Annotated in this window: 18 protein-coding genes; 14 read left to right on the top strand and 4 right to left on the bottom strand. The window is 59.7% G+C overall.

Features of this window, described 5'->3' with window-relative positions:
* The first annotated feature begins 107 nt into the window (after window positions 1-107).
* From flhA to F2S13_RS20455, 14 genes are all read left to right on the top strand, one after another.
* Window positions 108-2237: a flagellar biosynthesis protein FlhA gene (gene flhA / locus F2S13_RS20390; RefSeq protein ID WP_166364124.1), complete on the top strand. Its 2130-nt coding sequence runs from the start codon at window positions 108-110 to the stop codon at window positions 2235-2237.
* 11 nt (window positions 2238-2248) lie between these two features.
* A complete protein-coding gene (flhF, locus tag F2S13_RS20395) occupies window positions 2249-3568 on the top strand; it encodes a flagellar biosynthesis GTPase FlhF (RefSeq protein ID WP_166364126.1) in 1320 nt (439 codons plus the stop codon).
* 120 nt (window positions 3569-3688) lie between these two features.
* Window positions 3689-4522, top strand: a complete 834-nt coding sequence (gene fleN / locus F2S13_RS20400; protein ID WP_166364128.1) for a flagellar synthesis regulator FleN — start codon at window positions 3689-3691, stop codon at window positions 4520-4522.
* Entirely contained in the window at window positions 4516-5259 is a 744-nt protein-coding gene (gene fliA, locus F2S13_RS20405; RefSeq protein ID WP_343047558.1) for an RNA polymerase sigma factor FliA, read from the top strand. The genes fleN and fliA overlap by 7 nt, the downstream gene beginning before the upstream one ends.
* 145 nt (window positions 5260-5404) lie before the next feature.
* Window positions 5405-5779, top strand: coding sequence for a chemotaxis response regulator CheY (locus tag F2S13_RS20410; protein ID WP_178119032.1), 375 nt, complete (start codon window positions 5405-5407; stop codon window positions 5777-5779).
* A gap of 19 nt (window positions 5780-5798) precedes the next feature.
* Window positions 5799-6587, top strand: coding sequence for a protein phosphatase CheZ (locus F2S13_RS20415; RefSeq protein WP_166364134.1), 789 nt, complete (start codon window positions 5799-5801; stop codon window positions 6585-6587).
* Between the two features lie 11 nt (window positions 6588-6598).
* On the top strand, window positions 6599-8791 hold the full coding sequence (locus F2S13_RS20420; RefSeq protein ID WP_166364136.1) for a chemotaxis protein CheA: 2193 nt from the start codon (window positions 6599-6601) through the stop codon (window positions 8789-8791).
* A gap of 47 nt (window positions 8792-8838) precedes the next feature.
* On the top strand, window positions 8839-9978 hold the full coding sequence (locus F2S13_RS20425) for a protein-glutamate methylesterase/protein-glutamine glutaminase (RefSeq protein WP_166364138.1): 1140 nt from the start codon (window positions 8839-8841) through the stop codon (window positions 9976-9978).
* On the top strand, window positions 9978-10718 hold the full coding sequence (locus tag F2S13_RS20430) for a flagellar motor protein (protein ID WP_166364140.1): 741 nt from the start codon (window positions 9978-9980) through the stop codon (window positions 10716-10718). The genes F2S13_RS20425 and F2S13_RS20430 overlap by 1 nt, the downstream gene beginning before the upstream one ends.
* 3 nt (window positions 10719-10721) lie before the next feature.
* Entirely contained in the window at window positions 10722-11609 is an 888-nt protein-coding gene (motD, locus tag F2S13_RS20435; RefSeq protein WP_166364142.1) for a flagellar motor protein MotD, read from the top strand.
* 45 nt (window positions 11610-11654) lie between these two features.
* Window positions 11655-12443 carry a ParA family protein gene (locus tag F2S13_RS20440; RefSeq protein ID WP_166364144.1) on the top strand — a complete coding sequence of 263 codons (789 nt, stop codon included), beginning with the start codon at window positions 11655-11657 and terminating at the stop codon, window positions 12441-12443.
* Window positions 12443-13336: a CheW domain-containing protein gene (locus tag F2S13_RS20445; protein WP_166364146.1), complete on the top strand. Its 894-nt coding sequence runs from the start codon at window positions 12443-12445 to the stop codon at window positions 13334-13336. Before F2S13_RS20440 ends, F2S13_RS20445 begins: the two co-directional genes overlap by 1 nt.
* A gap of 66 nt (window positions 13337-13402) precedes the next feature.
* Window positions 13403-13882 carry a chemotaxis protein CheW gene (locus tag F2S13_RS20450; protein WP_166364148.1) on the top strand — a complete coding sequence of 160 codons (480 nt, stop codon included), beginning with the start codon at window positions 13403-13405 and terminating at the stop codon, window positions 13880-13882.
* Window positions 13883-14275 carry a DUF2802 domain-containing protein gene (locus F2S13_RS20455; RefSeq protein WP_166364150.1) on the top strand — a complete coding sequence of 131 codons (393 nt, stop codon included), beginning with the start codon at window positions 13883-13885 and terminating at the stop codon, window positions 14273-14275.
* Between the two features lie 76 nt (window positions 14276-14351).
* On the opposite strand, the gene F2S13_RS20460 is transcribed toward F2S13_RS20455, so the two are convergent.
* The 4 genes from F2S13_RS20460 to fliK all read right to left on the bottom strand — a co-directional run bounded on the left by F2S13_RS20460 (window position 14352) and on the right by fliK (window position 20424).
* Complete coding sequence (locus F2S13_RS20460) at window positions 14352-17087, bottom strand: dermonecrotic toxin domain-containing protein (RefSeq protein ID WP_166364152.1); 2736 nt, start codon at window positions 17085-17087, stop codon at window positions 14352-14354.
* A 225-nt stretch (window positions 17088-17312) separates the two neighbouring features.
* The gene (locus tag F2S13_RS20465) at window positions 17313-18290 is read right to left on the bottom strand and encodes a TylF/MycF/NovP-related O-methyltransferase (protein ID WP_218584019.1); all 978 of its coding nucleotides are present in this window, start codon (window positions 18288-18290) and stop codon (window positions 17313-17315) included.
* Window positions 18291-18553: 263 nt separating this feature from the next.
* Entirely contained in the window at window positions 18554-18862 is a 309-nt protein-coding gene (locus F2S13_RS20470) for an EscU/YscU/HrcU family type III secretion system export apparatus switch protein (protein ID WP_166364154.1), read from the bottom strand.
* Window positions 18859-20424, bottom strand: coding sequence for a flagellar hook-length control protein FliK (fliK, locus tag F2S13_RS20475; RefSeq protein WP_166364156.1), 1566 nt, complete (start codon window positions 20422-20424; stop codon window positions 18859-18861). Before fliK ends, F2S13_RS20470 begins: the two co-directional genes overlap by 4 nt.
* Window positions 20425-20711: the final 287 nt, after the last annotated feature.

Genomic DNA, 20711 nt, shown 5'->3' on the forward strand with positions numbered 1-20711 from the left:
CCCAAGATTCCTGTGAACCCGAAGCAAGAGTTGGACAGCTTCTTGCAATAGCAGCCGCTGCAACGCCTCTGGCGTCAAAAGTTTGCTTGAGTTCACGAGGAAAACCGGTGGATCGCTCTCAATTAATCAACACTGCCCGCAGCAACCTGGTCAGCCTCGGTCGAGGCAATCTGGGTGTGCCGCTGTTGCTGTTGGTGATGCTGGCGATGATGATGTTGCCAGTCCCGGCGTTCCTGCTGGACGTGTTCTTCACCTTCAACATCGCCTTGTCCATTGTCGTGCTGCTGGTCTGCGTCTACGCCTTGCGCCCGCTGGACTTTGCCGTGTTTCCCACGATATTGCTGGTGGCGACCCTGCTGCGCCTGGCCTTGAACGTCGCGTCGACGCGGGTGGTCATGCTCCATGGCCAGGATGGGCACGCCGCCGCCGGCAAGGTGATCCAGGCGTTCGGCGAAGTGGTGATCGGCGGCAACTATGTGGTCGGTATCGTGGTGTTCGCGATCCTGATGATCATCAACTTCGTGGTGGTCACCAAGGGCGCCGGGCGTATTTCCGAGGTCAGCGCGCGGTTCACCCTCGATGCCATGCCCGGCAAGCAGATGGCGATTGACGCCGACCTCAACGCCGGCCTGATCGATCAGGCCCAGGCCAAGCACCGTCGTGCCGAAGTGGCCCAGGAGGCCGAGTTCTACGGCTCGATGGACGGTGCCAGCAAGTTCGTGCGCGGCGATGCCATTGCCGGTTTGCTGATCCTGTTCATCAACCTGATCGGCGGCATGGCAGTGGGTATTTTTCAGCACCACATGAGCTTTGCCGATGCGGGCAAGGTCTATGCCTTGCTGACAATCGGTGACGGTTTGGTGGCGCAATTGCCATCACTGCTGCTGTCGACAGCTGCCGCGATCATGGTGACCCGTGCGTCGGGCTCCGAAGAGATGGGCAAGCAGATCAACCGGCAGATGTTCGCATCCCCCAAGGCACTGGCTGTTTCCGGCGGTTTGATGCTGGTCATGGGGCTGGTGCCGGGCATGCCCCATGTTTCCTTCATCAGCCTGGCGCTGATGGCCTGTGGCGCAGCCTATCTGGTCTGGCGCAAACAGAACGAGGCCAAGGTTCAGGCGCTTGCCGAAGTTCAGCGCCAACAGGACCTGCTGCCTTCGCCGCAGCGGGCCCTGGAAACCAAGGAACTGGGTTGGGACGACGTGACGCCCATCGACATGATCGGTCTGGAAGTCGGTTACCGCTTGATCCCGCTGGTCGATCGCAACCAGGGCGGTCAGTTGCTGGCGCGGATCAAGGGGGTGCGCAAGAAGCTCTCCCAGGACCTGGGTTTCCTCATGCCCACCGTGCATATTCGCGACAACCTCGACCTTGCGCCCAGCGCTTATCGCCTGACGCTGATGGGGGTGATTCTGGCCGAGGCCGAGATCTATCCGGATCGCGAACTGGCCATCAACCCGGGTCAGGTCTACGGCACGCTCAGCGGCATCACCGCCAAGGACCCGGCCTTCGGGCTGGAGGCGGTGTGGATCGAGATCAGCTCGCGCAGCCAGGCGCAATCGCTTGGCTACACGGTGGTCGACGCCAGTACCGTGGTCGCCACGCACTTGAATCAGATCCTCTACAAGCATTGCCATGAGCTGATCGGCCACGAAGAAGTCCAGCAACTGCTCAATGTGTTGGCCCGCAGTTCGCCCAAGCTGGCCGAGGAAGTCGTCCCTGGCATTCTTCCGCTGTCCGGCCTGCTCAAGGTGCTGCAGGCGCTTCTGGCCGAGCAGGTGCCGGTGCGCGACATTCGCAGCATTGCCGAAGCCATCGCCAACAATGCGGCCAAGAGTCAAGATACTGCCGCGTTGGTGGCAGCCGTGCGCGTCGGATTGTGTCGCGCCATCGTGCAAAGCATTGTCGGGCTTGAGTCCGAGCTACCTGTGATCACGCTAGAGCCAAGGTTGGAACAAATATTGCTCAATAGTTTGCAACGGGCCGGTCAGGGTCAAGAAGAAGGTGTTCTGCTGGAACCAAGCATGGCCGAGAAGTTGCAGCGCTCGCTGATCGAAGCGGCCCAGCGTCAGGAAATGCAGGGCCAGCCGGCAATCCTGCTGGTCGCCGGACCGATACGCGCGATGCTCTCGCGATTTGGCCGCCTGGCAGTACCGAACCTGCATGTTCTGGCCTATCAGGAAATACCGGATAACAAGCAAGTTACCATCGTTGCGACAGTAGGGCCCAACGGCTGAGGTAGGGGGTTATGCAAGTTAAGCGTTTTTTCGCCGCCGACATGCGTCAAGCCATGAAACTGGTGCGTGATGAGCTGGGCGCAGATGCGGCCATCATCGGCAACCGGCGGATTGCTGGCGGTGTCGAGCTGACGGCTGCGCTGGACTACAAACTGTCGGCGCTGGCGCCGCGTGTCCCCAACCTCGAACTCGAAGATGAATTGCGCAAGACCCAGTCGCGTATTGTCTCGGCCCAGGCCGAATTGACCACCCGTGGAGACAGCGATGCGGCAACCAACCGCCAGTTGTTCGCCGGGCTACCGCTGACTGCCGCCGAGCCATTGATGGAGCCCGATTTTGTAGAGCCGCCACGTCCGGCAGCCCCCGTGCCTGCGGCGGCTGCTGTGGATCAGCGGCTGTTCGATTCGATGCGCTCGGAACTCAGCGGTTTGCGCGAATTGCTCGAAGTCCAGCTGGGGTCGCTGGCCTGGACCCAGTTGCAGGGCCACAAGCCGCAACAGGCCAACCTTTGGCGTCGCCTGCAACGCATCGGGCTGTCGGGCCCCTTGTCGCGCGAGCTGCTGGATATGACCTGCGATATCGACGAGCCGCGCCATGCCTGGCGCATGCTGTTGGCGCATTTGGCGCGCATGATCCATACCCCTGATATCGAGCCGCTCGAAGAGGGCGGGGTCATTGCCATGGTCGGCCCGGCCGGCATGGGTAAAACCACTACCCTGGCCAAGCTCGCGGCGCGCTATGTACTCAAGTACGGCGCGCAGAACCTGGCACTGGTGAGCATGGACAGTTTTCGGATCGGCGCTCAGGAGCAGCTCAAGACCCTGGGCAGGATCCTCAATGTGTCGGTCACCCATGTCGATCCTGGCCAGTCTCTGGTCCAGGCACTCGAACCGCTGTTGCGCAAGCGCGTCGTGTTGATCGATACCGCAGGCCTTCAGGCCAGTGATCCGGCCTTGCGCATGCAGCTCGAAAGCCTGGCGGGGCGTGGCATCAATGCCAGGAATTACCTGGTGCTGGCCACCACCAGCCAGAAGCAGGTGCTGACTGCCGCCTACCACAGTTACAAGCGTTGCGGTCTGGCCGGTTGCATTCTGACTAAACTGGACGAAACTGCCAGTCTCGGCGAGGTGTTGAGTCTGGCCATCAGTCATGAATTGCCAGTGGCCTATCTAACCGATGGACCGCGCATTCCTGACGATTTGCATCTGCCGCGCAGGCATCAATTGGTCAGTCGCGCAGTGAGTGTGCAAATGCAGGAAGAGCCTAGCGAAGAGGCCATGGCCGATATGTTCGCTGATCTCTACCACAGCCCGAACACGCGTGTTGGCTGAGGTGAATATGAAGACGTTGCAATCTACCTACATCGATGGTCTGCCGGGCATTTTTCAAGGTGTTGAAAGCGCAGCCAGTCATGTGGCCTCGGTCTAAGTAAGACAAGGTAAAGAACGAACATGGGCAGCATGCATCCCGTACAGGTGATCGCGGTGACCGGCGGCAAAGGTGGCGTCGGCAAGACTAATGTGTCAGTGAACTTGTCCCTGGCCCTGGCAGAGCTTGGCCGGCGCGTCATGCTGCTGGACGCCGATCTGGGGCTGGCGAACGTCGATGTCCTGCTGGGGCTGACCCCCAAACGGACCCTGGCCGATGTCATAGAGGGGCGCTGCGAGCTGCGCGATGTCCTGTTGCAGGGACCGGGCGGGGTACGCATCGTTCCTGCCGCGTCGGGCACCCAGAGCATGGTGCATCTGTCGCCGGCCCAGCACGCCGGGTTGATCCAGGCGTTCAGCGACATCGGTGACAATCTCGACGTACTGGTGATCGATACCGCCGCCGGTATCGGCGAGTCAGTGGTCAGTTTTGTCCGGGCAGCCCAGGAAGTCTTGCTGGTGGTCTGCGACGAACCGACATCGATCACCGATGCCTATGCCCTGATCAAACTGCTTAACCGCGACTATGGAATGAACCGTTTCCGGGTATTGGCCAACATGGCACAGAGCCCTCAGGAAGGGCGCAATCTGTTCGCCAAGTTGACCAAGGTCACCGATCGTTTTCTCGACGTTGCCTTGCAATATGTGGGTGCGGTTCCGTACGACGAATGCGTGCGCAAGGCCGTTCAGAAGCAGCGGGCCGTCTATGAAGCCTTTCCACGCTCCAAGTGCGCGCTGGCGTTCAAGGCGATCGCGCAGAAGGTCGATACCTGGCCGTTGCCGGCCAACCCGCGCGGGCATCTGGAGTTCTTTGTCGAGCGCCTCGTGCAGCAGACCCATGCGGGCCCAGTATCATGAGCGCGAGCGGCTATCGGATGTACAGCAAGGCCTCCCGTGATTCGCAGTATGAGCTGATCGAGCGCTATGCACCGCTGGTCAAGCGCATTGCCTACCACTTGCTGGCGCGGCTGCCGGCCAGTGTCCAGGTCGAGGATTTGATCCAGGCGGGGATGATCGGCTTGCTCGAGGTGTCGACCAAGTACGATTCGAGCAAAGGTGCCAGCTTCGAGACCTACGCCGGTATCCGCATCCGCGGGGCGATGCTCGATGAGGTCCGCAAGGGTGACTGGGCGCCGCGTTCGGTGCACCGCAACACCCGGATGGTCAGTGACGCAATCCGCGCAATTGAAGCTAAAACCGGACGTGACGCTAAAGATCACGAGGTTGCGGCCGAACTCCAATTGAGTCTCGATGATTATTACGGGATCTTGAACGATACATTGGGTAGCCGCCTGTTCAGTTTCGACGACCTGCTACAGGACGGCGAGCATGAAGGGCTGCATGAAGACGGTGCCAATACGTCGCTTGAGCCTTCGCGTGATCTTGAGGATGAGCGGTTCCAGGCGGCCCTGGCCGATGCGATCGCCAACCTGCCGGAGCGTGAGCGGCTGGTCCTGGCCTTGTATTACGACGAGGAGCTGAACCTCAAGGAAATTGGCGAGGTTCTAGGCGTCAGCGAGTCTCGTGTCAGCCAGTTGCACAGCCAGTGCGCCGCGCGTCTGCGTGGGCGTTTGGGGGAATGGCGGGCGCGTTGAAGGCTGTGTGAAGTGCTCAGGGCCGAGCGCGAACCGCATGCGCACATTGCGCTGCAGTCACGAAGTAAATAACCGGTTTTGATTGAATGCGTGCCCAGGTGCTGGGCGCGTTTAAGACTGCTTGGAGGTCGAATTGGACAAGAACATGAAAATCCTCATCGTTGACGATTTCTCGACGATGCGGCGGATCATCAAGAATCTGTTGCGCGATCTGGGGTTCACCAACACGGCCGAAGCCGATGATGGAGTCACTGCGTTGCCGATGCTGCACAGCGGCAACTTCGATTTTCTGGTCACCGACTGGAACATGCCCGGCATGTCCGGTATCGACCTGTTGCGCACCGTGCGCGCCGATGACCGCCTCAAGCACCTGCCCGTGCTGATGGTCACCGCCGAAGCCAAGCGCGAGCAGATCATCGAAGCCGCCCAGGCCGGTGTGAACGGCTATGTGGTCAAGCCTTTCACGGCACAAGTGCTGAAAGAAAAGATCGAAAAGATCTTCGAGCGCGTCAATAGCTGATAGACGTCACGGGGGCGCTATGGAGCAAAAGATTTCGTCTTTGGGAGACTTCGAGTCGACCCTGAAGAAACATGCAACCGAGTTGGTGAGCAGCCTGGAAAAGGGCAAGTTCGGCGAAGCGGTGCAACTGATCCATGAGCTGAACCAGACCCGTGATCGCGGCCTGTATCAGGAAGTCGGCAAGCTCACTCGCGAGCTGCACAGTGCGATCGTCAGTTTCCAGATCGACCCGCACATGCCGCAGGCCGAAGAGGTTTCGCAGATCACGGACGCCACCGAGCGCCTTTCCTATGTCGTCAGGCTGACCGAGGGTGCGGCCAACCGCACCATGGATCTGGTCGAGAAGAGCACGCCTGTGCTCAACGAACTCAGCGATGAGGCCAAAAGCCTCAGCGCCGACTGGCAGCGCTTCATGCGCAAAGAAGTGGCGGTCGCGGAGTTTCGCGAGCTGGCCCAACGCGTCGACGGGTTTTTGACGCGCAGTGAGCAGGGTACCCGCGCCGTTGCCGAGAACCTGCAGGACATCCTGCTGGCCCAGGACTATCAAGACCTGACCGGCCAGGTGATCAAGCGCGTGACCCAATTGGTAACCGAAGTCGAGAGCAACCTGCTCAAGCTCGTGTTGATGGCAAGCCAGGTAGACCGCTTTGCCGGCATCGAACACGACCGCGAACAGCTGCGTGCTGAAAAAGATCAAGAAAAACATCCGACTCGGGGTGAAGGTCCGCAGATTCATGCCGATAAGCGTGAAGACGTTGTGTCCGGTCAGGACGATGTCGACGATCTGCTATCCAGTCTGGGATTCTAGGGAGCACCCAAATGAGCTTCGGCGCCGATGAAGAAATCCTTCAGGATTTTCTGGTAGAGGCCGGCGAAATTCTTGAGCAATTGTCCGAACAACTGGTCGAGCTTGAAAGCCGCCCGGATGACGCCGATTTGCTCAACGCAATTTTTCGCGGTTTTCACACTGTAAAAGGGGGCGCCGGCTTCCTCCAGCTCAATGAGCTGGTGGAGTGCTGCCATATCGCCGAGAACGTCTTCGACATCTTGCGCAAAGGCGAGCGTCGGGTTGATTCCGAGTTGATGGACGTGGTGCTCGAAGCGCTGGATGCGGTCAACGGCATGTTTGGCGAAGTGCGCGAGGGCACTCAGATCACGGCGGCAACGCCCGAGCTGCTGGAAGCCCTGGCGCGTTTGGCCGAGCCTGCCCAGGCCGAACAGACAGTCGTGGTCGCAGCTGCGCCGCAGGATGTCGCTGAGCCTGCTGCCGGAGACATCACCGACAACGAATTCGAACAGCTGCTCGACTCGCTCAATGCCGTCCAGGCCGAAGCCGAGGCGAGTGCTGCCGGGCAGCCTGCCAGTGATGAAATCACCGATGCCGAATTCGAGTCCTTGCTCGATCAGTTGCACGGTAAGGGCCAGTTCGCGCCAGAAGCATTGAGCGCCGAGGCCAGCCAGCAACCTGCAGCGCCGGCCAGCACCGAAGCCGATACCGAAGCCAGCAACGAAATTACCGACGACGAGTTCGAAGCACTGCTCGACCAGTTGCATGGCAAGGGTACCTTCAGCGTAGAGGCCGTCGCGGCGCCGGCAATCGCCGTCGGCGAGTCGGCAACAGTCGTACCGGGCGACGATCATATCAGCGAGCATGAATTCGAAGCCCTGCTCGATGAGCTGCATGGCAAGGGCAAATTCTCCCAGGCGCCGGCTGTGCCTGCAGCGCAGGCGAGTGCGGCGATTGTGGAGCGGCCCCAGGCGATCAAGCCCGAACCTGCCGTACCCGCCAAGGCCCCGGCCCGGCAGGCAGCGCCGGTTGCGGACAAGCCTGCCGCCAGTGAAGCCGAAACCACCGTGCGGGTCGATACCGCACGCCTGGACGAAATCATGAACATGGTGGGTGAGCTGGTGCTGGTGCGTAACCGCCTGGTGCGGTTGGGCCTCAACAGCGGCGACGAGGCCATGTCCAAGGCGGTATCGAACCTCGATGTGGTCACTGCCGACCTGCAGACCGCGGTGATGAAGACCCGCATGCAGCCGATCAAGAAAGTCTTCGGACGCTTCCCGCGACTGGTGCGCGACCTTGCGCGGCAACTGAAGAAAGAAATCAACCTGGAACTTGTCGGCGAAGAAACCGACCTGGACAAGAACCTGGTCGAGGCCCTGGCCGATCCGCTGGTGCACCTGGTGCGCAATGCGTGCGACCACGGAGTCGAGACGCCGGAAGAACGCGAAGCGACGGGCAAGTCCCGGGGCGGCCGGGTGGTGTTGTCGGCCGAGCAGGAAGGCGACCATATCCTCCTGTCGATCTCCGATGACGGCAAGGGCATGGACCCGAACGTACTGCGCGCCAAGGCCGTGGAAAAGGGCCTGATGGACAAGGACGCGGCCGACCGCTTGAGCGAATCGGACTGCTACAACCTGATCTTCGCGCCGGGGTTCTCGACCAAGACCGAGATTTCCGATGTGTCCGGCCGCGGTGTCGGGATGGATGTGGTCAAGACCAAGATCGCCCAGCTCAACGGTTCGATCAACATCTTCTCGGCCAAGGGGCAGGGCTCGAAGATTGTCATCAAGGTGCCGCTGACGCTGGCAATCATGCCGACGCTGATGGTGATGCTCGGCAATCAGGCGTTCGCCTTCCCGCTGGTCAACGTCAACGAGATTTTCCACCTCGACCTGTCACGCACCAACGTCGTCGACGGTCAGGAAGTGGTGATCGTGCGCGACAAGGCGCTGCCCTTGTTCTACCTCAAGCGCTGGCTGGTCAGTTCGGCCGTGCACGAAGAGCAGCGTGAAGGGCATGTGGTGATCCTGTCGGTGGGCACTCAGCGGATCGGCTTCGTCGTTGATCAACTGGTGGGCCAGGAAGAAGTGGTCATCAAGCCGTTGGGCAAGATGTTGCAGGGGACCGCGGGCATGTCCGGCGCCACCATCACCGGTGACGGCCGCATCGCGCTGATTCTCGATGTCCCGAGCATGCTCAAGCGATACGCCTCGCGGCGCATTTGATCCCGGCGACGCGGGCCGCCAGGCTCGCGTCGTCTAATGGAGTGTTTATGGCAGTCAAGGTCCTGGTGGTGGATGATTCCGGTTTTTTCCGCCGCCGCGTCTCGGAGATTCTTTCGTCCGATCCGAGTATCCAGGTCGTCGGAACCGCAACCAATGGCAGGGAGGCGATCGATCAGGCGATGTCGCTCAAGCCGGACGTCATCACCATGGACTACGAGATGCCGATGATGGATGGCATCACGGCGGTGCGGCATATCATGCAACGCTGCCCGACGCCGGTCCTGATGTTTTCCTCGCTGACCCATGAAGGGGCTCGTGTCACGCTCGACGCGCTGGACGCCGGTGCAGTCGATTTCCTGCCGAAGAATTTCGAAGACATCTCGCGCAACCCCGAGAAGGTCAAGCAACTGCTGTGCGAAAAAGTCCACAGCATCTCCCGCAGCAACCGTCGATTCAGCGGTTACGCTGCCACTGCGCCGCAGCCGGCTGCGCCTGCGCAGCCTGGCGTCAGTGGTTTGACTTCGGCGCACTCGGCCGTAGCAGCGGCACCGACAGCCGCCCCTGCGCGCGTGGTGCCGTCGCGTGCGCCAGCGCCAGTGGCTACCTCGCCTGCGCCCAAGCGCAAGGCTTACAAACTGGTCGCCATCGGCACCTCCACCGGTGGTCCGGTTGCCTTGCAGCGCGTGTTGACGCAGCTGCCGGCGAGCTTCCCGGCGCCGATCCTGCTGATCCAGCACATGCCGGCGGCCTTCACCAAGGCGTTTGCCGAACGCCTGGACAAGCTGTGCCGCATCACCGTCAAGGAAGCCGAGGATGGCGATGTGCTTCGCCCAGGCCTTGCCCTGCTGGCGCCGGGCGGCAAGCAAATGATGGTCGACAGCCGCGGCATGGTGAAGATCCTGCCGGGTGATGAGCGTCTGAACTACAAGCCGTGCGTGGATATCACCTTCGGCTCGGCGGCCCGCTCCTATGGCGACAAGGTCCTGGCGGTGGTGCTCACCGGCATGGGCGCCGACGGTCGCGAGGGCGCTCGCCTGCTCAAGCAGAGCGGTAGCCACGTCTGGGCCCAGGATGAGGCCAGCTGCGTGATCTATGGCATGCCCATGGCGATCGCCAAGGCCAACCTGGCCGACGCGATCTACGGCCTGGACGAGATTGGCAAGCACCTGATCGAGGCTTGTATCTGATGGATGTACTAAGCCTGATCGGGTTGATCCTGGCGTTTGTCGCCATCATCGGTGGCAACTACCTCGAAGGCGGGCATCTGACGGCACTGCTCAACGGACCGGCGGCCTTGATCGTGATCGGCGGAACCCTGGCCGCGGCCTTGCTGCAGTCGCCGATGAGCGCCTTCAAGCGCGCCCTGCAGATCCTGGGCTGGATTCTGTTTCCGCCACGCATCGATCTGGCCGGCGGAGTCGATCGTGTCGTCAACTGGAGCCTGACCGCACGCAAGGAAGGCCTGCTGGGGCTGGAGTCGATTGCCGACAGTGAACCTGATGCCTATGCGCGCAAAGGCCTGCAATTGCTGGTCGACGGGGCTGAGCCCGAAGCCATTCGCAGCATCCTGGAAGTGGATTTTTACACCCAGGAAAGCCGCGACGTGCAAGCGGCCAAGGTATTTGAAAGCATGGGCGGTTATGCGCCGACCATCGGTATCATCGGCGCGGTCATGGGGCTGATCCACGTCATGGGCAATCTGGCCGATCCCTCGCAGTTGGGTAACGGTATTGCCGTGGCATTCGTCGCGACCATTTACGGTGTCGCCAGCGCCAACCTGGTGCTGTTGCCCGTGGCCAACAAGCTCAAGTCCATTGCCCTGCGCCAGTCGCGCTACCGGGAAATGCTGCTCGAAGGCATCCTCTCGATCGCCGAAGGCGAGAACCCGCGTTCGATCGAACTCAAGCTTCAGGGCTTCATGGAGTAACGCATGGCTCGTCGTCGCCCACCTGAAGACCATGAAAACCACGAACGCTGGCTGGTTTCCTATGCCGACTTCATCACCTTGTTGTTCGCGTTCTTCGTGGTGATGTACTCGATATCCTCGATCAACGAGGGTAAGTACAAGGTGCTGTCACAGGCGCTGATCGGCGTCTTCACTGACGCCGATCGCAGCCTCAAGCCCATACCGATCGGTGAAGAGCGTCCCTTGACCACAACGCCGGCCGAACCCCTGATCAGGGACAGTGAGCAGGTCGATGCGGGCCTGGCCCAGGTCTCGAGCGATCCGTTGCAGACCATCGCCAACGACGTACGCGATGCCTTCGGCGACTTGATCAAGTCCAATCAACTGACCGTTCGCGGTAATGAGCTGTGGATCGAGATCGAACTCAATTCCTCGCTACTGTTCGGCAGCGGCGATGCCATGCCCAGCGACGTGGCCTTCACCATCATCGAGAAGGTCGCGAAGATCCTCAAACCGTTCGATAACCCGGTGCATGTCGAAGGCTTTACCGATGACTTGCCGATCCGCACGGCGCAGTACCCGACCAACTGGGAGCTGTCGTCGGCGCGGGCGGCGAGCATCGTGCGCATGCTGGCAGTGGACGGCGTCAACCCGGTGCGCATGGCGTCGGTCGGTTACGGCGAGTTCCAGCCCATAGCCAGCAATGCCACGGCCGAAGGGCGGGCGCGCAACCGGCGCGTGGTGCTGGTGATCTCCCGCAACCTGGATGTGCGCCGCAGTATCACAGGCTCTGGCAGTGCAAACGTGAAACCCGATGCCGCACTCAAGCGTGCTGGCACACAACCTGCACCGGTGCATGTATCGCAGCCGGTCGGGGGCAAGGCCGTCAATTCCCCGTCACCGACCTTATAACCTGTCTCGGTCGGGCCGATTGCCGCGCCGGGAGGAAGCCGCACAATGAGAGTCTGGGCAGTAGCCAACCAAAAAGGTGGCGTCGGTAAGACCACCACATCCATCGCCCTGGCCGGCTTGCTGGCCGAGGCGGGCAAGCGCGTGGTCGTGGTCGATCTCGACCCCCATGGCTCGATGACCAGTTACTTCGGGCATAACCCCGATGAGCTGGAACACAGCTGCTTTGACCTGTTCCTGCACAAGGGCGCGGTACCCCAGGGCTTGCCCGGGCAATTGCTGCTGCCGACCAGTGACGAACGTATTTCCCTGCTGCCCTCGAGTACGGCGCTGGCGACACTGGAGCGTCAGTCGCCCGGGCAAAGCGGCCTGGGCCTGGTGATCGCCAAGAGTCTGGCGCAGTTATGGCAGGACTTCGATTACGCCGTGATCGACAGCCCGCCCTTGCTCGGCGTGCTGATGGTCAATGCGCTGGCGGCCAGCCAACAACTGGTGATTCCGGTGCAGACCGAATACCTGGCGGTCAAGGGGCTCGAGCGGATGGTCAGTACCCTGGCGATGATCAACAGGTCGCGTAGGCAGGCGCTGCCGTTCCAGATCGTGCCGACGCTGTTCGACCGGCGTACCCAGGCCTCGATGGGCACCCTGCGGGTGCTGCGCGATGCCTATCCGGAGAATATCTGGCAGGGTTTCATTCCTGTCGATACGCGACTGCGCGATGCCAGCCGGGCCGGGCAGACACCCTCGCAATTCGATGGCAAGAGCCGCGGGGTGGTCGCCTACCGCACGCTGCTCAAGCATTTGCTGGCCCAACAACTCGTCGCGCAGGTGGCTTGATGAATCTCCCGGTCAACATCTCCGTTCGGCCCCAATTGGCGTTGCAGTCCTACCTGGATGCGCTTTTGCAGGAAGCGACGGAGCAGGTTCTGCCGGAACCTGTTGAGCAGCCCCAGCCTGAGCCCGAACAGCATCAGGCCGCGGCGCTGGACGAATTCCAGGCCGCGGTGCTGGAAGAGCAGGCCCGCGACGCAGCCGTCGCTACGGTGGCCAAGGCCTTGAGCAGCGTTGCGCCAATCGAGGCCCCCGCAATTGTGGCGCCGGCGGTTACCCAGGCCGAACCGCCTCGGGCCGAGCGTGTTGAGCACAAACCTGCCGCAATCGAGCGAGTGGAAGCGGTGGTGGACGTGCACTTGCCGGCCGCCAACCACGGCGTGCCACCACGCCTGACCGGCGATGGTCGTCCGGCCTGGGCGGCCGAACCTTTCGAGTGCCTGCTGTTCGATGTCGCGGGCCTGACCCTGGCCGTGCCGCTGGTGTGCCTGGGGTCGATCTATTCACTGCAGGGTCACGAGCTGACGCCGCTGTTCGGCCAGCCCGAATGGTTCCTGGGCATCCTGCCGAGCCAGGGTGGCAACCTCAAGGTGCTGGATACCGCGCGCTGGGTGATGCCTGATCGCTATCGCGACGATTTCCAGCAAGGCTTGCAGTACGTGATCTCGGTCCAGGGCTATGAGTGGGGGCTGGCGGTGCATCAGGTCAGCCGCTCCCTGCGCCTGGATCCCAACGAAATCAAATGGCGTACACAGCGCGGACAACGGCCCTGGCTGGCCGGTACCGTGATCGAGCACATGTGCGCATTGCTGGATGTGGCAGAACTGGCCGAATTGATTGCCAGCGGCGCGGTCAAGCAGATGCAGAGTGTGAAACCGGCTGCCAAACACAAAAAATAATGGGTCGCGCCTGGTGCGCGACTGAACTGAGCAACCGTCAACGGCGGATTTTGAGGGGTTATGGGAATGAACAAGTCGTCTGCACAAGGTTCCGAAGATCCTATTCTGCAGTGGGTGACCTTTCGCCTGGACAATGAGTCGTACGGCATCAACGTGATGCAGGTCCAGGAAGTCCTGCGCTACACCGAGATCGCTCCGGTTCCGGGTGCGCCAAGCTACGTGCTGGGCATCATCAACCTGCGTGGCAACGTGGTCACCGTGATCGATACCCGCCAGCGCTTTGGCCTGGCACCGGTGGAAGTCAGCGACAACACCCGCATCGTGATCATCGAAGCCGACAAGCAAGTGGTCGGCATCCTGGTCGACAGCGTGGCCGAAGTGGTTTACCTGCGTCAGTCCGAAGTCGAAACCGCGCCGAACGTCGGTAACGAAGAATCGGCCAAGTTCATTCAGGGCGTGTGCAACAAGAACGGCGAATTGCTGATCCTGGTCGAGCTGGACAAGATGATGACCGAGGAAGAGTGGTCCGAGCTGGAGAGCATCTGATTGATCTTCGAGGTTGGCGTAATCCTGCTGGGCATCCTCTGGGCGGGCAGCCTGGGGATGTTCCTGGCGTACACGAAAAAGCAGCGCCAGCTCGTCGAGGTTCAGGCCCGGGACAATGCGCTGCGCGATCAGCGCATCAAGGACCTGGGCAAACGGCTCGATGACTACCAGAACGGTAACGTCAAGATGGGCGAAGTGCTGCACGAGTTGAAGGCGTTCGTCGCGCCGTTGCCGGACAAGCTAGCCCAGCTGGAACAGCGCGACCCCAGCAGCCTGTCATTCGCCCAGGCCGCCAAGCTGGTGGGCATGGGGGCCAGTGTCGATGAACTGACCCAGTCCTGCGGGTTGACCCAGGCCGAGGCGGAGTTGATGAGCAAGTTGCATCGCGGTTGAACCACTTGCCGGCTACCCGCTTGTGCCCAGCGAGTAGCCGGTTGCTGTCGTCTGCAGGGCGCATGCGAGACGCCAATCAATCAGCGCTGGTTATATTCTTCCAACTGTTCTCATTACCGATTATCGAAAAGCGATTGAACGGGGTGAGGGCCATTTTTGCTGCTTCCAGTTCAGCAGGGTCGACAATGGACTCTGTGTGAAGAATGGGGCAAAACAGCATATTGTGTATTTCACGTAACAGCGTTAAATCGGGTAGTCTCTCAGTAATAACGTCGTTGAGTACGCCGGGCCCGGTCAGCGTACTGAGCAATACATGGTTGTCATTGCTCTCGGCTGTGTAGAAGTTCAGTTCGCTTTGATAGCGCGTGTAGATTTCATCTGAAATAGCTTCCAGGGTCGGGTTGTCTGGATGGCTTCCAATGAAACTGGAGTTGTATTGCACGTGCATGCCGAGTCCTTCGTTGTTGACGGGGGGATGTAGCAGCAGGCCAGTGGCAGAGGCATTCAAATCGACACTGTCGATCGCTTCGGCAGGTTTGCCGGTGGTCTCAAGTACTTCCCCAGGCTTGATCAGCCTGTCGTCGAGATCCATGTACATCCCGCCTTCATGATTGAGCATGGGGTAACGCAGCACGTCCGTCGCCGAGGCGTATTTTTTGCCGGTCAGGGCTGCGCTGTATTGATCGAAGTAGCGGCTTTCTCTGAATGATTGATAGAAGTCCTGCTCTTCAAGGGGCAGCACCTTGAGCGTCGGTGCGTTCTCGGCAAGCAGTGCAAGGTTCCGTGAGTAGGCGGTGGGGTCCGATTTGGAAAGGAGCAGGCGATATTCGTATGCGCTATCCTTCAGGACTTCTGCATTATTCCGGATGCAGGTGATGAAACTGTCACTGATGATGTTATTGCCGACCCAAAGCCCGGAAATTTTTTTGGGGATGGCGGTTTTGCCCGCGGTTTGCAGGACGGTGAGGTCGACAGGGACCTTCAGGTTGACGCCCATTGCTTTCAATGTGCTCATGCGCTCTGCGTCGGTTGCTACGCGGTCAATCGCTTCCAACTGCCCGAGATTTTTTCCGTTGGTTGGGATGTAGTATTTTCTTTGCGGGTCATGCAGTTCAAACATCTGAAAAAAGGCATTGTTTTTCAGGTCATAACCCACTTCGGAAAAGTAACCACCAATGCTGGCGCGTAGACTATCTGGCAAGCCGTCGTATCGAGGATTCCTGATAATGGCGCCAGATACTGCTGGGTCGCCCCCTGCAATCGATTCGACGGGGTCGGGCAAACTGAAGGCGGCCTCCAGAACTTCCTCCGGAAGTCGAGGCGGGGCTACCGGGCTCAAGGGATACCCGATTTGTCCATTGATACGTTGCGGGCTGACGAAGCGGTCGCTCCTGACGCGGAAAATCGCCGGCTTCTCCGGCAACCGGGCATGTAGCAGCGGCAGAGCATTCAATACGCCGAATACCAGACCCTCGACGCCTTCGACTTTTTCTCCTCGCGTCTTGCCATTCACTGCCCGGTCCAGACCCAGGCCAAACTGCACGATGCCGCCGATGGCAAAGATGGGTGCCAGTTCAGGGACGATCAAGGCAAGGGGTGCGAGCATATTGATCGTGGAGTCTACGTAACCTCGCCATTTTGCCTTGGTCACGCTGCTGTCGGCGTTGATGATGAAGTCGGCGTCTTGATAGGCGCGCACTTTTTGCCGTTGCGCGAGCGCAAAAAACATATCGCCGGTGATCTGCGGGCTGTATTTATAGGTTTTGTAGTTGACGTACGTTTGCGGATTCCAGACCTGTACATCGGTGCCGCCCGCGACCTTCACGACATAGGCGCGGGGATAGCTGCCCATACCTTTCAATGCTGTTTCAACGCCATCGAATGTCTCCCCGTCGGGCACATCCGCAGGTGCGAAGTGCTGCTTCAGGGCCTCGATCTTGAGCGGATCTTTACATTGCTCGGCAATCCACGTCTTCATGGCGGCTTCGTCGGCAAATTCGTGCAGGGGGGAAGAGTTGCCCGGTATGTAGAGCACCGTCAGCCCTGTGGCGTTGTTTTTCAGGCAAAGGATATCGGTGGCTGAGTAACCGTAGATGTTGAGTGGCGCCGCCTGCACGGTGGGCGAGTTTGGTGTTTCATGGCCCAGGCTTTCCCGGGTTGGGTGTGCTGCCAGGCCGGCAAGTTGCCAGGCCAGTTGTTTCCCCGCTTCAGTCAAGCTGCCATCGCTGATCTGTTTGTTGGTAGCGGCGATGAAGTTTATTTTGGCGCAAGTCTGGTAGTTCTCAATTCCGTTGACCCAGAAACTGTCCAGCATTTTTGTATAAGGTTCATGAAAATCCAGTTCCCAGATGAACCTCTGAAAGGCTTCGGCCGGGATGTTTACACGGGATTGCGGTCCATAGGTCTGTGGTGACCGTTGTCGATATAAACCATTGAATATTTCATAGCCGGTGGCGTTTTCAAAAAAGCCGGGGCGCTGGAGTTTTTCGACGATTTCGATTTTTCCAGGATCTTGCCCCGCCCAAGGGTGTTGAATAATGGCGTCAATAACGTTGTTGTTCGACTCACCCTGCCAATTCGACAGCAGCGCCTGTGTCAAGGTCATCTTTTGCGCAACGACGCCTTGCACGCGGTTATAGTTGAGTCGTTGATAGTGCAGGACGACCGCGTCGACCTTGTCAGGATTCAGTTCGATACCCTGTGTTTTGGCCCATTTTTGAATGGCGCCGGCGGCGAACTTGTCCGGGCGCGGGAAACTGGAAAGTTTGTCGCGAACAAAACTTATCCCTTGCGGGCTAACGTACGAGCTCATGGTGATCACCGTGTGTCTGGGGAAGTTCGGATGATCTTCTCAGCGGCTCCTTCGTTTACCCAGACGGCAACCATTCCCTCATAATATTTATTTATACATTGGGATAGCTCGGGCGCTGGTGGCCGGGGCTGTTCGAATACGCCATTTGCGACCGCTTTGCGGTCTATCGCGGGCGAGCGGACGCTGCCCGCGATAGTCTCTTCACCAAATCACGAGGCGACGGCGTCAGGGCTTGATCAACAACCCTTGGCCGGTAGGCAAGCTTGCGATCGATACATTCATTTTCTCAGCCCATTGATCCATCCCTTCTTTCTGCGGTTGGTATCCATGATAGGCATAGTCATCCAGCAAAATAATCGCACCTGGCACCAAGCGATCCCACAGGTACTCAATGGCAGCAACTTCTGGAATAGTACAGTTCAGATCGATGTGCAAGAAAGCAATCTGTGTGGAATCGATTTGGGTAAGGGTTTCGGGAATGGTGCCTTGAATGATTTTAGCGTTTGGCCATTCGGCGAAGTTGTTTATGACTGACTCAATACTTGAAGTGTAAGTGCCGTCTTCAATCCACTTTCGGCTCTTGTCAGCAACCCCGCCCATTTTTTCAAGGTCGGACAAATAACGGTCATCAACACCCGCAAATGTATCCAGCAGATAGAAGGTTCTGCTAGTGCTGTTCCAGTCCAGGTCGTGCATGATCGCCGAGCTTAAAAAGCCATGGTTGACTCCGCACTCGACAAAATCGCCACCGTGTTTGGCTGCGGTTCGCGCAGCCCACAGTCCCATGTACACTCGCCAGAACCAATTGTAGTCGGTGCCGGCAGCCTGCACGCCACGCTCATAGGCCGCGATAAAACGCGGGTCGCTCATGAAGTCGTGGTTATGGATCGAACTCAGTCCGTCGGCGGTAAATACGCCTTCGACTTTTGCGTATAGTGTGTCATTGCCGCGCTTGTATGCGCGCCCTTCATCACGACCCCAAGCGAGATAATGTTGTGTCGGGTCAATTCCCGACAGACGGACGTCGGGATGCAGTCTCAGGTATTCGTCAGGCGAAAAATCTGCGGGCAAAGTCATTATGCGTCCTTGTTGATCATTTTGTGTTTTGCTCAGTTTTAATTTATACGTGTAATGTTTCAGTTCTTGAGCAATCAAGGGGTTGAGCGCGGGTCGATAATATACCAATGGGTGTTTTTGTTCCATATGGCAGGTTGGCGTAGCGCGAAGTCCAGGGTGGTGTTTTGCAGGTAATTTTTTAATTGGTCATGTTGAATTCCGCCTATGGTCCGCGCACGCCACAGGCTATTTTGTGTATCTGAGCATGTAGCTAGTCTTGTTTGGTCGCCAATTCAGGGTCCTGTTTTGACGGATCGATTTCGAAATAGGTACTAGCAGTCATTTGAGAGCGTGCCGTGATCAAATTTGCTGCAGATTCGCCATCCGATAACCCGTGTATCACCACCTATTCACCTGTGCGGCGTTATATCCCGCTCCAACTCCGCCGCCTCGACCTGCGGCGCCTTGCCCTTCAAATGCCAGGCAAAAGCGATGATCTCGGCAATGGTGCGGTACATCGCCTCGGGAATCCGATCACCCAGCTCCATGCGCGCCAACAGCTTGACCAGCTCGGCATTCTCATAGATCGGCACCTCGTAGTCGCGAGCAATCGCCAGGATCGCTTCGGCCAGTTGATCGTCACCCTTGGCGGTCAGGACGGGGGCCTGGTGGCCGTCATAGTTCAGCGCAATGGCCTGGCGCGGTGTGTTCGGGTTCATGCGTTTTCATCGACCCAGCGTTGTTCAAGGTGGGTGCGCGCGCCTTGCGGCGGCGTTCCGTGATGGCAATTCAATTCGGCTACGCTGAGGCCGCTGGCGATCAGGCGTTCGCGCAGCACGCCCAGTTGGCTGTCGACCAGTCGAGCCGTGGCGGGGTCTTCGGCCCACAGTTGGCTGGACAGGCTGCCGCGCACCAGTTGCGCCTGCACTTGCAGGGGGCCCAGGGGATACATGTCGAAAGCCAGTTCGACCTGCCAAAGCAGTTCTTTTGCGTCGCGTTTTTCCGCAGTCGATTCGGACTGCTGCTGTGGGGGTTCTTCGCGTTGCAACTTGACCTGCAAGGGCATGAATTCGTTCGACGTGCGCAGTGGAATCTCCAGTTGCCAGGTGGTCTGCAGGCTGCCTTCAGGGGTACTGCCGGTCTGCGCAAGGCTGGCCAGTTGATGGCTCTGCAGTCGCGAGACGGCTCCGGCGGCCAACTTGAGCAGGTGTTCAAGATTGCCTTCATCCTCCTGGGCCTGCAACAGACGGGAGGGCAGGGGAAAGTTCCCCGGTGGCGCTTTGGCGCTGACCTGGCCCAGCGCTCCCAGGGCGCTGCGAACAAACCCCGGGAGCACCTGGGCCAGGCTTGTCGAAACCGTCGCCGGGTCAAAGGGTGGCGCGCCGGCGGGCAGCAACTGGGCGACCAGGCGAAACAGCTGGGCTTTGAGGTCGGGTGCAAGAAGCTGGGTTTGCCCGCCAAGCAGGCGGGACTCGAGAAACACACCGCTGTCATTCAGCGCCTGGGCAACGCCCTTGGCATCGCTGAGTTGACGGATATCGGGCAGGCCGGCCAGGAGTTTCTCCGCGCTGTTGCGTGCCTCGGCAGGCAGTTCCTCGCTATTTGCCAGTGTTTGCAGTGCGCTCAGCAAGCCTTGCAGCGAAGCCTGGCGTGCCTGCTGGGTGGTCAGTTGCTGGGTGAGGGCCAGTTGGTCGAGGCGACCGCTCAAGGGAACAAAATTCAACGCCTGGGCATCCTGCACCTGGGCGCTGAGCAGGCTGCCCGGCGTCAGCGGGCGAGGGCTGTCCAGGCTCAGCGTAGCGCCGGCCTGCGCCGTGTTGAGCAGGCTAACCAGCGAGCGGTAGATCAGCGGCAGCCCGGGGCCCTGGGGCAACACCTGGCAGGTCAGGACCTTGCCCTGCAGCAAGGTCCCTGGCGGCATTTGCCGGGTATCGATCTCGGTCAGGGCAGCGACGTTGGCACTGCGTGCCTGTTGCACGGTGATTGCCAGATTGCTCGGTGTCGGCTGCGTCACCACAAGCGTGGTGCCCTGGAGCAGTGGCTGACTGCTGGACACCTGGACGTTGGTTTCGCGCCCGCCGGGCAAGGTCAGCTTGAGCAGCATCTCGAAGTCTTGCGGCGTCTGTTTCAGCGCCAGTACTTCGGCTTTCGCGGTCTGGCCGGCTTGCAGCAAGCCATCGATCGATTGCAGCAGCTTCACGATTTCGCCATCGGCCATTGCTGGCAGTGAAGCCCCGGGAGTGGCGGTCACGGGCGCGAGGCTATTGATTTCACCGGCCATTGGGGTGTGTCATCAGTTAGTTCCTGACTTGCGTTGTCGCCTGAGCGCGTGCCAAGCAAGGCGCAGACCGTAGCCAATGGTCATTCCATTGGCAAGGGCTGCAACGCCGCATGGCGCGCGCTCAGGCACAACCCGAAGGGCCGGGCCTGTTCTTGCGCAGGGCTGCGTTACTCGTCGTTCATTTGGAATGACCAAATTTCTCTCCTCGCGCCTTGCCCTGCGCAAGAACAGGCTCCGGCGCAAGCCAGGAACTAACTGATGACACACCCCAGTCACAACCTGTCGAA

Origin of the sequence: Pseudomonas akapageensis (assembly GCF_011355085.1) — a bacterium.
Classification (GTDB): Bacteria; Pseudomonadota; Gammaproteobacteria; order Pseudomonadales; family Pseudomonadaceae; genus Aquipseudomonas; species Aquipseudomonas akapageensis.

What these genes read in the sequence shown, in the direction of transcription:
- F2S13_RS20445 (WP_166364146.1), top strand. Translation starts at nt 12,443, where the DNA reads ATGAATCTCCCGGTCAACATCTCCGTTCGGCCCCAATTGGCGTTGCAG.
- F2S13_RS20425 (WP_166364138.1), top strand. Translation starts at nt 8,839, where the DNA reads ATGGCAGTCAAGGTCCTGGTGGTGGATGATTCCGGTTTTTTCCGCCGC.
- flhF (WP_166364126.1), top strand. Translation starts at nt 2,249, where the DNA reads ATGCAAGTTAAGCGTTTTTTCGCCGCCGACATGCGTCAAGCCATGAAA.
- F2S13_RS20420 (WP_166364136.1), top strand. Translation starts at nt 6,599, where the DNA reads ATGAGCTTCGGCGCCGATGAAGAAATCCTTCAGGATTTTCTGGTAGAG.
- fliK (WP_166364156.1), bottom strand. Translation starts at nt 20,424, where the DNA reads ATGGCCGGTGAAATCAATAGCCTCGCGCCCGTGACCGCCACTCCCGGG.
- F2S13_RS20440 (WP_166364144.1), top strand. Translation starts at nt 11,655, where the DNA reads ATGAGAGTCTGGGCAGTAGCCAACCAAAAAGGTGGCGTCGGTAAGACC.
- F2S13_RS20410 (WP_178119032.1), top strand. Translation starts at nt 5,405, where the DNA reads ATGAAAATCCTCATCGTTGACGATTTCTCGACGATGCGGCGGATCATC.
- F2S13_RS20430 (WP_166364140.1), top strand. Translation starts at nt 9,978, where the DNA reads ATGGATGTACTAAGCCTGATCGGGTTGATCCTGGCGTTTGTCGCCATC.
- F2S13_RS20465 (WP_218584019.1), bottom strand. Translation starts at nt 18,290, where the DNA reads ATGGAACAAAAACACCCATTGGTATATTATCGACCCGCGCTCAACCCC.
- F2S13_RS20460 (WP_166364152.1), bottom strand. Translation starts at nt 17,087, where the DNA reads ATGAGCTCGTACGTTAGCCCGCAAGGGATAAGTTTTGTTCGCGACAAA.
- F2S13_RS20470 (WP_166364154.1), bottom strand. Translation starts at nt 18,862, where the DNA reads ATGAACCCGAACACACCGCGCCAGGCCATTGCGCTGAACTATGACGGC.
- F2S13_RS20415 (WP_166364134.1), top strand. Translation starts at nt 5,799, where the DNA reads ATGGAGCAAAAGATTTCGTCTTTGGGAGACTTCGAGTCGACCCTGAAG.
- F2S13_RS20450 (WP_166364148.1), top strand. Translation starts at nt 13,403, where the DNA reads ATGAACAAGTCGTCTGCACAAGGTTCCGAAGATCCTATTCTGCAGTGG.
- fleN (WP_166364128.1), top strand. Translation starts at nt 3,689, where the DNA reads ATGGGCAGCATGCATCCCGTACAGGTGATCGCGGTGACCGGCGGCAAA.
- motD (WP_166364142.1), top strand. Translation starts at nt 10,722, where the DNA reads ATGGCTCGTCGTCGCCCACCTGAAGACCATGAAAACCACGAACGCTGG.